Source organism: Stenotrophomonas rhizophila, assembly GCF_001704155.1.
Taxonomy (GTDB): Bacteria; Pseudomonadota; Gammaproteobacteria; order Xanthomonadales; family Xanthomonadaceae; genus Stenotrophomonas; species Stenotrophomonas rhizophila_A.
Genome location: NZ_CP016294.1, coordinates 384,749 through 398,274 on the forward strand (window position 1 = coordinate 384,749; position 13,526 = coordinate 398,274).

Below are 13,526 nucleotides of genomic sequence, written 5' to 3' on the forward strand. Positions count from 1 at the left end.
TTCCCTGACAAAGGGAGTGACTGTTGGCCGATGCCTTTACCCGTACTCCCGGGCTAGCATCCCCCTTCACTTTCATGACCAAGGAAACGGAATGACCTCCCGACTTCGACCGCGTGCCGCGCTGCTGGCTGTAGCGCTTTCCGCCGCCCTGGGCAGCTTCGCCCCGGCCCCGGTGATGGCAAGGCCGGCGCAGGTCGCCAAGGTCGACATTCCGTTTGAAGAGTTCACCCTGCCCAACGGCCTGCGCGTGGTGGTGCATACCGACCGCAAGGCGCCGATCGTGGCGGTGAACATCTGGTACCACGTGGGCAGCAAGGACGAACCGGCCGGCCGCACCGGCTTCGCGCACCTGTTCGAACACCTCATGTTCCAAGGCAGCGAAAACCACAACGGCGAATACTTCGAGCCCTTCAAGCAGGTCGGCGTCACCGGCCAGAACGGCACCACCAACACCGACCGCACCAACTACTTCGAGAACGTTCCCACCACCGCACTGGACATGGCGCTGTGGATGGAATCGGACCGCATGGGCCACCTGCTCGGCGCGATCGACCAGGCTGCGCTCGACGAACAACGCGGCGTGGTGCAGAACGAAAAGCGCCAGGGCGAGAACCAGCCTTACGGGCAGGTGTGGGACAAGCTCACCCGCTCCATGTACCCCGAAGGCCACCCGTACCACCACGGCGTGATCGGGTCGATGAACGACCTCAACGCGGCCTCGCTGGACGACGTCAAGAACTGGTTCCGCACCTGGTACGGCCCCAACAACGCGGTGCTGGTGCTGGCCGGTGATATCGACGTGGCCACCGCCAAGGAAAAGGTTGCCCGGTACTTCGGCGACATCCCGGCCGGCCCGAGCATGGCCCAGCCGGCGGTCAACGTGGCCAAGCGCGAGAAGTCCACGCGCGAAACCATGACCGACAAGGTGCCGCAGGCACGCATCTACCGTGTCTGGAACGTCGCCCAGACCGGCACCACCGACATCGACCAGCTGCAGCTGTTCGCGCAGGTACTGGGCGGGGCCAAGTCCTCGCGCCTGGACCAGCGCCTGCTGCACCAGGACAAGCTGGTGGACAACATCAGCGCCGGTGCCTACACCTCGCAGCTGGGGTCCAACTTCGTGATCATGGCCACCGTCAAGCAGGGCGTGGACCCGGCCAAGGTCGAAGCGATCATCGATGAGGAAGTGCGCCGCCTGGTCAAGGACGGCCCCACCGCCGATGAGCTGAGCCGCGGCAAGACCGCGTTCCGCGCCGGCTTCATCCGTGGCATCGAACGCATCGGCGGGTTCGGCGGCAAGGCCGACGCACTGGCCGAGTGCGCCGTGTTCGAAGGCGACCCGGGCTGCTTCCGCCGTTCGCTGGCCAACATCGACGCCGCCAGCGCCGCCGACGTGCGCGCGGCCGGCGCCAAGTGGCTGGGCGTGGGCGACCACACCCTGGTGGTGGAACCGGGCGCGCGCGTGGCGCTGCCGGAACTGCCGTCGGCCACCCCCAAGCCGTTCACCGTGCCGGGCGTGGACCCCAGGTTCAGCACCAGCCCGACCGTGGTGGACCGCAGCACCGGCGTGCCGCAGACCAAGACCTTCCCGGAACTGAAGTTCCCGCAGCTGCACCGCGCCACGCTGAAGAACGGCACCCAGGTGATCCTGGCCGAGCGCCATGACATTCCGGTGGTGCAGTTCAGCTATGAATTCCCCGGCGGTTTCACTGCCGACCAGGGCCGCAAGTCCGGCACCGCCAACTTCACCATGGACCTGATGGGCGAGGGCGCCGGCAAGCTGGGCGCACTGCCGTTCGCCGATGCGGCCGACGCACTGGGCGCCAGCCTGGGTGCATCGGCCACCCTGGACAGCGCCGCCGTGTACCTGTCGGCGCTGAAGGAAAACCTGGCCCCGTCGCTGGCCCTGTACGCGGACATGCTGCGCCAGCCGCGCTTTGACCAGGCCGAGATCGACCGGGTCAAGGCCACCTGGATCGCCGGCATCCAGCAGGAGAAGGTCAACCCGAACGCCTCGGCCATGCGGGTGCTGCCCACCCTGCTGTATGGGGCTGGCCATCCGTACGCCATTCCGTTCACCGGCAGCGGCAACGAAGCCGACATCCAGTCGCTGACCCGCGCCGACCTGGTCGACTTCCACCGCGATTGGCTGCGCCCGGAGCAGGGCACCCTGATCGTGGTTGGTGACACCACCCTGAAGGAAATCGTGCCGCTGCTGGAGCGCCAGCTTGGCGACTGGAAGAGCAGCACCCCGGCGCCGCAGGCCAAGGCGCCGGTGGATGTCGCGCGCCCGGCCAAGGCCCGCGTGTACCTGATCGACCAGCCCGGCGCGGTGCAGGCCAACCTGTTCGCCGGCCAGGTGGTGCCCTCCACCATGGACGCCGGTGCCACGCGCTTTGACATCGCCAACGGCGTGCTCGGCGGCGACTTCACCTCGCGCCTGAACATGAACCTGCGCGAGGAGAAGCACTGGTCCTACGGCGCCCGCACCATGGCCAGCAGCACCCTGGGCCAGCGCCCGTGGATGGCCGTGGCCCCGGTCCAGATCGACAAGACCGCCGAGGCAATGAAGGAGATGCAGAAGGAAATCGCCGACTTCGCCTCCGGTGCCGAAACCATCACGCCGGCCGAGGTCACCCGCATCCGCAACATCCAGAACCTGAGCCTGCCGGGCGCCTATGAGACCGCCAGCGCGGTGCTGGGCACCATCAGCGGCATCGTCCGCTACCAGCGCCCGGACGACTACGTGTTCAAGCGCAAGGCCGAGATCGAAGCGATGACCCCGGCCCAGGTGCAGCAGGCCGCCGCCACGCTGGATCCCAAGACCCTGACCTGGGTGGTGGTGGGCGACCTGAAGCAGACCGAAGCCCCGGTGCGTGCGCTGAACCTGGGCGAGGTGACCATCATCGATGCCGATGGCAAGCCGGTTCCGTAACGGGCGACCGGGTGGCTTCGGTGGGTGTAAACGCCGGTCGGGTTGATTCGACCGGCGTTTTTCCCGCGTCGGACGCTTTGGCCGCGCTGCGCGCGGTGTCCGGCCAACGGCCGGACCTACGAATTGCTACGTGGCGGTTGGGATCTGGATCAATCAACCAACGGCAGTTCCCGGTAGCGCCGGCCGTTGGCCGGCCCTCGGGGTCCATCTACCCGCGATTCAGCCCGTTCAGGCACACTGCCTTTCTCATCTTCACGAGCCCTCCGCCATGCGCATTCTGCTGCTCTCCCTTCTTACCCTCAGCGCCACCGCCTGCACCTGGGTGCCGATCGAACCGGTGGGCAAGGCCGTGCGGGTGCTGCCGAACGGGCCGGTTCCCACCGGCTGCGTCACCAAGGGCGAGGTGGTGGTCACCGTGAAGGACAAGGTCGGCTTCTACAACCGCAACCCGCTGCGGGTGCAGGAAGAACTGGAAACCCTGGCCCGCAACGAGGCGCCCAGCGCCGGCGCAAATGCGGTCCAGGCGTCGGGCCTGCCGGCGGATGGCAGCCAGCGCTTTGCCGCCTTCCAGTGCCCGCCACGCTGAACCCGTCAGGTCCGGGCCGGAACCATACGCCCGAACGTGAATTGGTAAAGGTGCGGTGAAGGCGCAGGGGGCTTACAATAGCGCCCCCTTTGCCTGAGCCTTGGCGCTAACTGATGCTCTTCAAGAATGTATCGATCGCCGGCCTGGCGCACATCGACGCGCCGCACACGCTGACGTCCAAGGAAATCAACGAACGTCTGCAGCCGACGCTGGATCGCCTGGGCATCCGTACCGACGTGCTGGGCGATATCGCCGGCATCCACGCCCGCCGCCTGTGGGACGCGGACATGCTCGCCTCCGACGCCGCGACCCTGGCTGCCCGCAAGGCGCTGGACGACGCCGGCATCGGCGCTGACAAGATCGGCCTGCTGGTCAACACCTCGGTCAGCCGCGACTACCTGGAGCCGTCCACGGCCAGCATCGTCTCGGGCAACCTGGGCGTCAGCGACCAGTGCATGACCTTCGACGTCGCCAATGCCTGCCTGGCCTTCATCAACGGCATGGATATCGCTGCCCGCATGCTTGAACGCGGCGAGATCGACTATGCGCTGATCGTCGATGGCGAAACCGCCAACCTCGTCTACGAGAAGACCCTCGAGCGCATGGCCCTGCCGGGTGTGACCGCCGACGACTTCCGCAACGAGATGGCCGCCCTGACCCTGGGCTGTGGCGCTGCCGCCATGGTCATGGCGCGCACCGAACTGGTGCCCGACGCGCCGCGTTACCGCGGTGGTGTGACCCGTTCGGCCACCGAGTGGAACCAGCTGTGCCGCGGCAACCTGGACCGCATGGTCACCGACACCCGCATGCTGCTGATCGAAGGCATCAAGCTGGCGCAGAAGACCTTCGTGGCGGCCCGCGAAGCACTGGGCTGGGCGGTGGAGGAACTGGACCAGTTCGTCATCCACCAGGTCAGCCAGCCGCACACCGCCGCCTTCATCAAGAACTTCGGCATCGACCCGAAGAAGGTGATGACCATCTTCGGTGAGCACGGCAACATCGGCCCGGCCTCGGTGCCGATCGTGCTGAGCAAGCTCAAGGAGCTGGGCCGCCTGAAGAAGGGCGACCGCATCGCGCTGCTCGGCATCGGTTCGGGCCTGAACTGCTCGATGGCCGAAGTGGTCTGGTAAACCGCACTCCCCGGTAGTTTTTGCCCCGGCCATTGCTGATCCCAACATTGCCCATTCATGTCGATCTCTTGCCGAATGTCGACATGTAATGGGCATCACGTGGATGAGATCGACATGAGTCGTATCCACGACACCCTTAGGTCGGTTATCTGCGACAACGACCTCTGGCCGCGCCCCCGCACTGGGATGCGATGCCATCTATACGGTCAAATCCAATGAAATTTCCCGGTTACCCCACCCATCCGCAGCGCTTCGAAGTCCGCCCCGGCCTGACGATGGGCTACCTCGACGAAGGCCCGCGCGATGGCGAGGTGGTGGTGATGGTCCACGGCAACCCGTCGTGGAGCTACTACTGGCGCACGCTGGTGGCCGGGCTGTCGGACCGCTACCGCTGCATCGTGCCCGACCACATCGGCATGGGCCTGTCGGACAAGCCCGATGACGCGCACTACGAGTACACCCTGCAGTCGCGCGTGGACGACCTGGACGCGCTGCTGGCGCACCTGGGCATCACCGGCCCGGTGACCCTGGCCGTGCACGACTGGGGCGGCATGATCGGCTTTGGCTGGGCGCTGTCGCACCATGCGCAGGTCAAGCGCCTGGTGGTGCTCAACACCGCCGCCTTCCCGATGCCGGCGGCCAAGCAGATGCCGTGGCAGATCGCGCTGGGCCGGCACTGGAAGATCGGCGAGTGGATCATCCGCACCTTCAACGCGTTCTCGTCCGGCGCGTCGTGGCTGGGCGTGGAGCGGAAGATGCCGGCGGACGTGCGCCGTGCCTATGTGTCGCCGTACAACAGCTACGCCAACCGGATCAGCACCATCCGCTTCATGCAGGACATTCCGCTGAGCCCGGCCGACAAGGCCTGGTCGCTGCTGGAACGCGCCGGCAGGGCGCTGCCGTCGTTCGCCGACCGCCCGGCCTTCATCGGCTGGGGCCTGCGCGATTTCGTGTTCGACCACCACTTCCTGGCAGGCTTCCAGGCGGCGCTGCCGCAGGCGCAGGTGCACGCGTTCGAGGACGCCGGGCACTACGTGCTGGAAGACAAGCACGAGGTGCTTGTGCCGGAGATCCGCGCGTTCCTGGACCAGAACCCGATTTGACGGAGTACCGACCAACGGTCGGTACCTACCGGTCACGCCGCGTCGGGGTGGTCCGCGCCATCGCGCCAGGCCCAGCTTTCCAGGCTCAGCGCCGGCAACCCATGGATCGCCCGCGCCTTGTCGCACTGCGGGCTGGCCTTGCCGAACTCCCACGACGCATCCACCTCGCGGCACACGCTGGGGCGGTTGGGGTGGATGCTGCAGCGTGAATACACCCCGATCTCCGCATCCAGCGCCACGCAGCGCACCGGCTTGGAATGGGTGCCGCGCATGCACAGGCGGTGCGGGTCGAGCGGCTCGGTCAGCTGGTGCGGCACGCCGCCGGGGGTGACCTCGTCCGATTCCATCCAGTGGAAGGCCACGCGGTACTGGGTGCAGCAGGCGCCGCACGTCATGCAGGGATGGGACATGGGCGTGCCGCCCCGGGCGGCAGGGGGATGGAAAGGCGAAGGGGGCGAATTTTCCACGCCTGCGGCCGCCGCGCAAGAATTTTCTGCAGCGGCGACAATGAACGGATGAACAGCCCGATCAACATCGCCGCGCGCCTGCCCGAACTGGCCCGCGAACGCCCCGACCAGATCGCCATCCGCTGCCCCGGCCGGCCCGGCCCCGGGGGCATGGCGCGCTACGACGTGACCCTCGATTACCGCACCCTGGACGCCCGCAGCGACGCCATGGCCGCTGGCCTGGCCGCCTACGGCATCGGCCGCGGCGTGCGTGCGGTGGTGATGGTGCGGCCCTCGCCGGAGTTCTTCCTGTTGATGTTCGCGCTGTTCAAGAACGGCGCAGTGCCGGTGCTGGTTGACCCGGGCATCGACAAGCGCGCGCTGAAGCAGTGTCTGGACGAGGCCCAGCCGGAAGCCTTCATCGGCATCGGCCTGGCCCACGTGGCGCGGCTGGTGCTGCGCTGGTGCCCGTCCGCCACGCGCCTGGTCACGGTCGGCCGCCGCTGGGGCTGGGGCGGCACCACCCTGGACCAGCTGGAAGCGCAGGGCGCACGCCAGCCGCAGCCGATGGCCGCCACCGATGGCGAGGATGTCGCCGCCATCCTGTTCACCAGCGGCTCCACCGGCGTGCCCAAGGGCGTGGTCTACCGCCACCGCCATTTCGTCGGCCAGGTGGACCTGCTGCGCTCGGCATTCGGCATGGAGGCCGGCGGGGTCGACCTGCCCACCTTCCCGCCATTCGCGCTGTTCGACCCGGCGCTGGGGCTGACCTCGGTCATTCCGGACATGGACCCGACCCGCCCGGCCAAGGCCGACCCGCGCAGGCTGCACGACGCCATCGCCCGCTTCGGCGTGACCCAGCTGTTCGGCTCGCCCGCACTGATCCGGGTGCTGGCCGATCATGGCCAGCCGCTGCCCGGCGTGCGCCGGGTGACCTCGGCAGGCGCGCCGGTGCCGCCGGATGTGGTGGCCCGCATCCGCCGCCTGCTGCCCGACGATGCCCAGTTCTGGACCCCCTATGGCGCCACCGAGTGCCTGCCGGTGGCGGTGATCGAAGGCCGCGAGCTGGAAAGCACCCGCCAGGCTACCGAAGCCGGCGCCGGCACCTGCGTGGGCCGCGTGGTGGCGCCCAACGAGGTGCGCATCATCGCCATCGACGACGCCCCGCTGCCGCATTGGTCGCAGGCGCGCGAAGTGGCCCAGGGCGTGCTGGGCGAAATCACCGTGGCCGGCCCGACCGCCACCGACAGCTACTTCAACCGCCCGCAGGCCACCGCCGCGGCCAAGATCACCGAAACGCGCGCCGACGGCAGCACCCGCGTGGTGCACCGCATGGGCGATGTCGGCTACTTCGATGCCGACGGCCGCTTGTGGTTCTGCGGGCGCAAGACCCAGCGCCTGGAAACCGCGCACGGCCCGCTGTACACCGAACAGGTGGAGCCGGTGTTCAACGCACTCGACGGCATCGCGCGCACCGCGCTGGTCGGCGTGGGCCCCGCTGGCAGGCAGCTGCCGGTGCTCTGCTATGAACTGCAGCCGGGCAGCGCCGATTCGCCGGCCCTGCAGCAGCGGTTGCGCGATGAAGCGGCCGCGCATGCCGGCACGCTGCGCATCGAACGCTTCCTGCTGCACCCCGGCTTCCCGGTCGATATCCGCCACAACGCCAAGATCGGCCGCGAGAAGCTCGCGGCCTGGGCGGCAACCCGAATGGAACAACCCGCATGAAGATCCTTGTCACCGGTGGTGGTGGTTTCCTCGGCCAGGCGCTGTGCCGTGGCCTGGTCGCGCGCGGCCACGAGGTCCTCAGTTTCAACCGCGGCGATTACCCGCCGCTGGCCGCGATGGGCGTGGGCCAGATCCGCGGCGACCTGGCCGACGCCGACGCCGTGCGTCACGCGGTGGCCGGGGTGGATGCGGTGTTCCACAACGGCGCCAAGGCCGGTGCGTGGGGCAGCTACGAGAGCTACCACCGGGCCAACGTGGTCGGCACCGACAACGTCATCGCCGCCTGCCGCAGCCACGGCGTGCGCACGCTGGTGTACACCTCCACGCCCAGCGTCACCCACCGCGCCACCCACCCGGTGGAAGGCCTGGGCGCCGATGAAGTGCCCTATGGCGAGAACTTCCAGGCCCCGTACGCGGCGACCAAGACCATCGCCGAGCAGCACGTGCTGGCCGCCAACGACGCCACCCTGGCCACCGTCGCACTGCGCCCGCGCCTGATCTGGGGCCCGGGCGACCAGCAGCTGGTGCCGCGCCTGGCCGAACGCGCGCGCGCTGGCCGCCTGCGCTTCGTTGGCGATGGCAGCAATCTGGTCGACACCACCTACATCGACAATGCCGCGCTGGCCCACTTCCTGGCCTTCGAACACCTGGCCCCGGGCGCGGCGTGCGCCGGCAGGGCGTACTTCATCTCCAACGGCGAACCGCTGCCGATGCGCGAGCTGCTCAACAAGCTGATGGCCGCGGTAGGCGCGCCGCCGGTGGAGAAATCGATCAGCTTCAAGACCGCGTACCGCATCGGCGCGGTGGCCGAACGGCTGTGGCCGCTGCTGCGCCTGCGCGGCGAACCGCCGATGACCCGCTTCCTCGCCGAGCAGCTGTGCACGCCGCACTGGTACAGCATGGAACCGGCGCGGCGCGACTTCGGCTACGTGCCGCAGGTAAGCATTGACGAAGGGCTCACGAGGCTGAAGGCTTCATCGCGCGGCGAGGAATCCATCACTTCCTGAACACCGGGGGTTGGTGAAGATGGCAGCACGCCAATCCGGCACGCACGACGCGAGGATCGACATGCTGCACTACGCCGTAATCTTTTTTGTCATCGCCATCATTGCGGCGGTGCTCGGCTTCTCCGGCATCGCCGGCGCTGCCAGCAACATTGCCTGGATCCTGTTTGTGGTGTTCCTGATCCTGGCCATCATCTCGATGTTCCGTAAGCGAGGGTAGTAGCGCAGGATCCTGCACGCCCCCTCTCTCCGGGCAACCAGGATCCAGCGCAGTCTCCGACGGCCTGGCGCTCGCAAGAGCGCCGGGCCGTCGTTGCTTCAGGTGACGGTAATCGAACTGCGCAGCGCGCGCTCGCTGGCGTGCCGTTCCAGCGCCAGCTCCAGCAGCCGGGTGATCAGCGCGGTGTAATCCAGCCCGCTGGCCGCCCACAGCTTGGGATACATGCTGATCCGGGTGAAACCGGGCAGGGTGTTGATCTCGTTGATGACCACCTCGCCATCGCGGGTGAGGAACACATCCACCCGCGCCAGCCCCGCGCAGTCCAACGCCTGGTAGGCGCGCACCGCGATCTCGCGGATGCGCTGCTGATCGCCCTCGCTGATGTCGGCCGGCACCACCACATCGGCGCCGTTTTCGCTGATGTATTTGGTGTCGTACGAATAGAACTCGTCGTGCACCACCACCTCGCCGCACACGCTCGCCTCGGGCGACGCGTTGCCCAGCACCGCGCATTCGATCTCGCGGCCGTCGATGGCCGCTTCCACCAGTGCCTTGTGGTCGTAATCCAGTGCCAATGCCAGCGCGTCCTGGAATTCCTGCGCCGTGCGCACCTTGCTCACGCCCACCGACGAGCCCTGGTTGGCGGGTTTGACGAACAGGGGGCTGCCCAGCCGGGCGGTCAGCGCGGCGTAGTCGGCTGCGCCTGCGGTGGCCCGGGTGAAGCAGGCGAACGGTGCCACGGCCAGCCCGGCATCGCGCAGCAGGCGCTTGGCCACATCCTTGTCCATCGCCACCGCCGAGCCCAGCACGCCCGAGCCCACGAAGGGCAGGTTGGCCATGCGCAGCAGCCCCTGCAGCGAGCCGTCCTCGCCCAGCGTGCCGTGCACGATCGGGAATACCACGTCGATCTGGGCCAGCGCGGCCGCCGGCGTGGCCGGCACCAGCTGCTGGCGTTCGGCGCCGGGCAGCACCGCCACGCCCTGGCCGGAACGGTTCAGCGCGATCCGCGCCGGGTCGTCGGCGTGCAGCAGGAAGCCGTCCGGGTCGCTCACATGCCACTGTCCCTGCTTGTCGATGCCGATCAGGGTGACCTCGAAACGCTCCTTGTCCAGCGCGTCCAGGATGTTTTTCGCCGACTGCAGCGAGACCTCGTGTTCGGCCGAACGGCCGCCGAAAATGATGCCAACCCGGATCCTGCCCATGCTGCTGCCGCTCCTGCCATGCGTGTGAGGGATATTGTAGAGCCACGCCCTGCGTGGCTGGAGCGGCCGACGATGGTTCAGCCACGCAGGGCGTGGCTCTACCCATCAAGGCGGCGGGTACAATGACGCAATGGCACGCTCCCTGCTCTCCTCCCTCAAGCCCCTGGCCGGCAACGCGCTGCAGCTCGCGCTCAACCGCACCCTGGCGCTGGACCCCGATACCCGCCGCGCGCTGGTCGCGCTGGATGGCCGCCACATCGCCCTGACCCTGGAATCGCCCGCGCTGGCGATGCGGATCGGTGTCGAGGGCGAGCGCCTCACGGTGGGCCCGGTGGACCCGCAGCAGGAACCGGACCTTGCCGTGCGCAGCACGTTGGGCGGGGTACTGGCACAGCTGCCGTTCCTGGCCAATGCACGGCGTGGCGGCGACGCCCCGGCCGGGCGGGTCAAAGTGTCCGGCGACGCCGAACTGGCGCGCCGCCTGCAGCAGCTGGCCAGCCGCTTCGATCCGGACTGGCAGCAGCCGTTCGTGCGGGTGTTCGGCGAAGTGCTGGGTGTGCAGATCGCCAATGCCCTGCGTTCGGCCCTGCAGCATGCGCGCCGTGGCGCGTCCGACCTGGCGCACAGCGCCGCCGATTTTGTCACCGAGGAGTCGCGCGACGTGGTAGCCCGAGCCGAACTGGATGCCTTCCATGACGATGTGGATGTGATGCGCGACGACGTCGAACGCATCGCCGCCCGCGTGCAGCGCCTTGCCCAGGTGCGCGCATGAAGGCGGTGTTCCGGGCAAGCCGCATTGGTCGGGTGATCCTGCGCTACCGCCTCGACGACCTGCTCGAAGGCACCCCGCTGGAAGGCTGGCTGCGCCTGGCCAAGCCGTTCGTGCCGCGCGCCTCGGCCGACATCGCCGTGCAGTCGCGGGGCGCGCGCCTGCGCCTGGCGCTGCAGGATCTCGGCCCGATCTTCGTCAAGTTCGGGCAGATCCTGTCCACCCGCCGCGACCTGATCCCGGCCGACATCGCCAACGAACTTACGCTGCTGCAGGACCGGGTCAAACCGTTCGATGGCGCCACCGCGCAGCGCATCGTGGAAGCCGCGCTTGGCCGCCCGGTCAGTGAGGCCTTTGCCAGTTTCGAGCTGGAACCACTGGCCTCGGCCTCGATCGCCCAGGTGCATGCGGCCACGCTGGCCGATGGCCGCCAGGTGGTGGTCAAGGTGCTGCGCCCGGATATCGAAAAGCAGATCGACGCCGACATCGCGCTGCTCAAATCGGCCGCCGCGCTGGTCGAACGCACCCACCCGCGCGCCGACAAGATCCGCCCGCGCGAAGTGGTGGCCGAAGTCGAAAACACCTTGGCCGCCGAGCTGGACCTGCAGCGCGAAGGCGCCAACGCCAGCGTCCTGCGCCGCAACTGGGTGGACTCGGACGACCTGTACGTGCCCGAGGTGGTCTGGAGCCACACCGCCGAACGCGCGCTCACCCTGGAACGGGTGTGGGGCATCCCGTCGGATGACATCGCCGCGCTGGACAAGGCCGGGATCGACCGCAAGGCGCTCGCGGCCAAGGGCGTGCGCGTGTTCTACACGCAGGTGTTCCGCGACAACTTCTTCCACGCCGACGCGCACGCCGGCAACATCTGGGTCGATGTCGATCCGGCGCGCCGCGACAACCCGCGCTTCATCGCGCTGGATTTCGGCATCATGGGCCAGCTGTCCGAGGAAGATCAGTACTACCTGGCCGAAAACTTCATGGCCATCTTCAACAAGGACTACCGGCGCATGGCCGAGCTCCATGTCGAAGCCGGCTGGATGCCCAACAACGTGCGCATCGATGAACTCGAAGCCGCCGCGCGTTCGGTATGCGAACCGTACTTCACCCGCCCGTTGTCGCAGATCTCGCTGGCCGAAGTGCTGATCAAGCTGTTCCGCGTGGCCCAGCGTTACGAACTTACCCTGCAGCCGCAGCTGATCCTGCTGCAGAAGACGCTGCTCAACATCGAAGGCGTGGGCCGCCAGCTGGATCCGGAACTGGATATCTGGGCGGTGGCACGGCCGGTGCTGGAACGCATCCTGCGCGAACGCTACAGCCCGCGCCGCGTGTTCAAGGAACTGCGCAAGCGCCTGCCGGAAATCATGACCCACACCCCCGACATGCCGCGCCTGGTGCACGCTTGGCTGCGCCAGCAGGTGGAAGGCGGGCATGAGCTGTCGATGCGCTCGCAGGATCTGGTGGCACTCAACAGCAACCTGCAGAAGCTGCAGAAGCGCGCCGTGGCCGCCATTGCCGGCGTCGGCCTGCTGATCGTGGCGGCGGTGCTGTACGGCATGCAGCCGGGCGGCTGGTACTTCGGCGATGCGCCGGTGTGGAGCTGGGTGAGCGGGGCAGCGGGATTGTTCTCGCTGGCCAGCGCCTGGTGGCGCCGGTGACCGATATCGGGATGTCCGCCGACGCCACGGTCGAGGCGCCGGTGGCGCTGCCGCCGCTGCAGCTGCTGCACGTGGACGAGCGCCTGGCCGTGGTCAACAAGCCGGCCGGGCTGATGGTCCATGACAGCAAGCTGGCCCGCGGCGAAGATGATTTCCTCGCCGACCGCCTGCGCGAGCAGCTGGGCAAGCCGATCTTCCTGGTCCACCGCCTCGACCGCGCCACCAGCGGCTGCCTGCTGCTGGCCTTCGACCGCGAAAGCGCCAGCTTGCTGGGCAAGTCGCTGATGGGCGGCGATGTCACCAAGGATTACCTGGCCATCTGCCGTGGCTGGCCGGCCGAAGAAGCGTTCACGGTCAACCACGACCTGGATGGCGGCCCCGGCAAGCCGGTGAAGAAGCCCGCCATCACCCATTTCCAGCGCGTGGCCGTGGGTGAAATCGCGGTGCCGGTCGGCGAGTTCGCCACCTCGCGCTACGCGCTGCTGCGCTGCCAGCCGCAGACCGGGCGCTTCCGCCAGATCCGCCGGCACCTCAAGCACCTCTCACATCACCTGATCGGCGACACCAGCCACGGCGATGGCCGCCACAACCGCAGCTTCCGCATGCAGGGCATCCACCGCATGCTGCTGCACGCCGAACGCCTGCGTTTCCCGCACCCGGACGGCACGCTGATGGATGTCAGCGCGCCGGTGGATGGCGAGTTCCGCAAGGCAATGGATCTGTTTGGGTGGTAGCGGTGAGGCGCACG

At 68.2% G+C, this 13,526-nt stretch carries 12 protein-coding genes; 10 read left to right on the forward strand and 2 right to left on the reverse strand.

Annotated features, from left to right (window positions below; all coding sequences use genetic code 11):
* Positions 1-91: 91 nt before the first annotated feature.
* The 4 genes from BAY15_RS01520 (at position 92) to BAY15_RS01535 (ending at position 5,754) form a co-directional block, all read left to right on the forward strand.
* Positions 92-2,935 (forward strand): M16 family metallopeptidase, encoded by a 2,844-nt coding sequence (locus BAY15_RS01520; protein ID WP_068848328.1) that lies wholly within the window; start codon positions 92-94, stop codon positions 2,933-2,935.
* 268 nt (positions 2,936-3,203) lie between these two features.
* Positions 3,204-3,521, forward strand: a complete 318-nt coding sequence (locus BAY15_RS01525) for a DUF4156 domain-containing protein (protein WP_068848330.1) — start codon at positions 3,204-3,206, stop codon at positions 3,519-3,521.
* A gap of 113 nt (positions 3,522-3,634) precedes the next feature.
* Positions 3,635-4,651 carry a 3-oxoacyl-ACP synthase III gene (locus tag BAY15_RS01530; RefSeq protein WP_068848332.1) on the forward strand — a complete coding sequence of 339 codons (1,017 nt, stop codon included), beginning with the start codon at positions 3,635-3,637 and terminating at the stop codon, positions 4,649-4,651.
* 215 nt (positions 4,652-4,866) lie between these two features.
* Positions 4,867-5,754: an alpha/beta fold hydrolase gene (locus BAY15_RS01535; RefSeq protein WP_068848334.1), complete on the forward strand. Its 888-nt coding sequence runs from the start codon at positions 4,867-4,869 to the stop codon at positions 5,752-5,754.
* Positions 5,755-5,786: 32 nt separating this feature from the next.
* On the opposite strand, the gene BAY15_RS01540 is transcribed toward BAY15_RS01535, so the two are convergent.
* The gene (locus tag BAY15_RS01540) at positions 5,787-6,164 is read right to left on the reverse strand and encodes a YkgJ family cysteine cluster protein (RefSeq protein ID WP_068848335.1); all 378 of its coding nucleotides are present in this window, start codon (positions 6,162-6,164) and stop codon (positions 5,787-5,789) included.
* A 105-nt stretch (positions 6,165-6,269) separates the two neighbouring features.
* Between BAY15_RS01540 and oleC the strand changes: the two genes are divergently transcribed.
* From oleC to BAY15_RS01555, 3 genes are all read left to right on the forward strand, one after another.
* Positions 6,270-7,925 (forward strand): olefin beta-lactone synthetase, encoded by a 1,656-nt coding sequence (gene oleC, locus BAY15_RS01545; protein WP_068848337.1) that lies wholly within the window; start codon positions 6,270-6,272, stop codon positions 7,923-7,925.
* Complete coding sequence (gene oleD, locus BAY15_RS01550) at positions 7,922-8,932, forward strand: 2-alkyl-3-oxoalkanoate reductase (RefSeq protein WP_068848338.1); 1,011 nt, start codon at positions 7,922-7,924, stop codon at positions 8,930-8,932. Before oleC ends, oleD begins: the two co-directional genes overlap by 4 nt.
* 61 nt (positions 8,933-8,993) lie before the next feature.
* Positions 8,994-9,149, forward strand: a complete 156-nt coding sequence (locus BAY15_RS01555) for a DUF1328 domain-containing protein (protein ID WP_068854496.1) — start codon at positions 8,994-8,996, stop codon at positions 9,147-9,149.
* A 98-nt stretch (positions 9,150-9,247) separates the two neighbouring features.
* Here the strand turns inward: BAY15_RS01555 and ddlA are convergent, their stop codons facing one another.
* The gene (gene ddlA, locus BAY15_RS01560) at positions 9,248-10,351 is read right to left on the reverse strand and encodes a D-alanine--D-alanine ligase (protein ID WP_068848341.1); all 1,104 of its coding nucleotides are present in this window, start codon (positions 10,349-10,351) and stop codon (positions 9,248-9,250) included.
* Positions 10,352-10,481: 130 nt separating this feature from the next.
* Between ddlA and BAY15_RS01565 the strand changes: the two genes are divergently transcribed.
* From BAY15_RS01565 to BAY15_RS01575, 3 genes are read left to right on the forward strand one after another with little or no spacing between them, the layout of a single operon-like run.
* A complete protein-coding gene (locus tag BAY15_RS01565) occupies positions 10,482-11,123 on the forward strand; it encodes a ubiquinone biosynthesis accessory factor UbiJ (RefSeq protein WP_068848343.1) in 642 nt (213 codons plus the stop codon).
* Positions 11,120-12,778, forward strand: coding sequence for a ubiquinone biosynthesis regulatory protein kinase UbiB (gene ubiB, locus BAY15_RS01570; RefSeq protein WP_068848346.1), 1,659 nt, complete (start codon positions 11,120-11,122; stop codon positions 12,776-12,778). Before BAY15_RS01565 ends, ubiB begins: the two co-directional genes overlap by 4 nt.
* Before the next feature lie 11 nt (positions 12,779-12,789).
* Positions 12,790-13,512: a pseudouridine synthase gene (locus tag BAY15_RS01575; protein ID WP_068854497.1), complete on the forward strand. Its 723-nt coding sequence runs from the start codon at positions 12,790-12,792 to the stop codon at positions 13,510-13,512.
* The last annotated feature ends 14 nt before the right edge of the window (positions 13,513-13,526 follow it).